The organism is Mesorhizobium sp. M7A.F.Ca.CA.002.04.1.1 (assembly GCF_004022805.1).
GTDB classification, from domain to species: domain Bacteria; phylum Pseudomonadota; class Alphaproteobacteria; order Rhizobiales; family Rhizobiaceae; genus Mesorhizobium; species Mesorhizobium ciceri.
Genome location: NZ_RZPL01001336.1, coordinates 1 through 418, shown reverse-complemented (window position 1 = coordinate 418; position 418 = coordinate 1). Strand labels below are relative to the sequence as shown.

At 59.6% G+C, this 418-nt stretch carries 1 protein-coding gene; it reads left to right on the top strand.

Features of this window, described 5'->3' with window-relative positions:
• Positions 1–169: 169 nt before the first annotated feature.
• Positions 170–418, top strand: a 249-nt coding sequence (locus ENZ75_RS34080; protein WP_164888294.1) for a substrate-binding domain-containing protein, incomplete at its 3' end; no start/stop codon positions are given.

Genomic DNA, 418 nt, shown 5'->3' with positions numbered 1-418 from the left:
ACCGATGACGGCATCGACGATCGTGAAGCCAAGATGCTGGAGACCGCCGGCGTGACGCTGATCGTCGCCCGCACATCCGCAACCAACAAGGAAGAATCTTCACTGCAGGCCTGAGGCCAACTCGCGCTCGCAGCGGCGATGGAATGCAACGCTCAAGGGAGGAAATTCGATGAGCTTCTTGAAGAAATTGATGGTGACGGCTGCATTCTCGGCCGCCATGTTCGTGAATGCCGCCTATGCCGAAAACGTCAAGATCGCGCTGGTGGTGAAGTCGCTCGGCAACGGCTTCTTCGATGCCGCCAACAAGGGCGCCGAAGAGGCGGCCAAGGAACTCGGCGATGTCGACATCATCTACACCGGCCCGACCAAGGCGACCGCCGAAGCGCAGATCGAAGTGGTCAATTCGCTGATCGCGCAG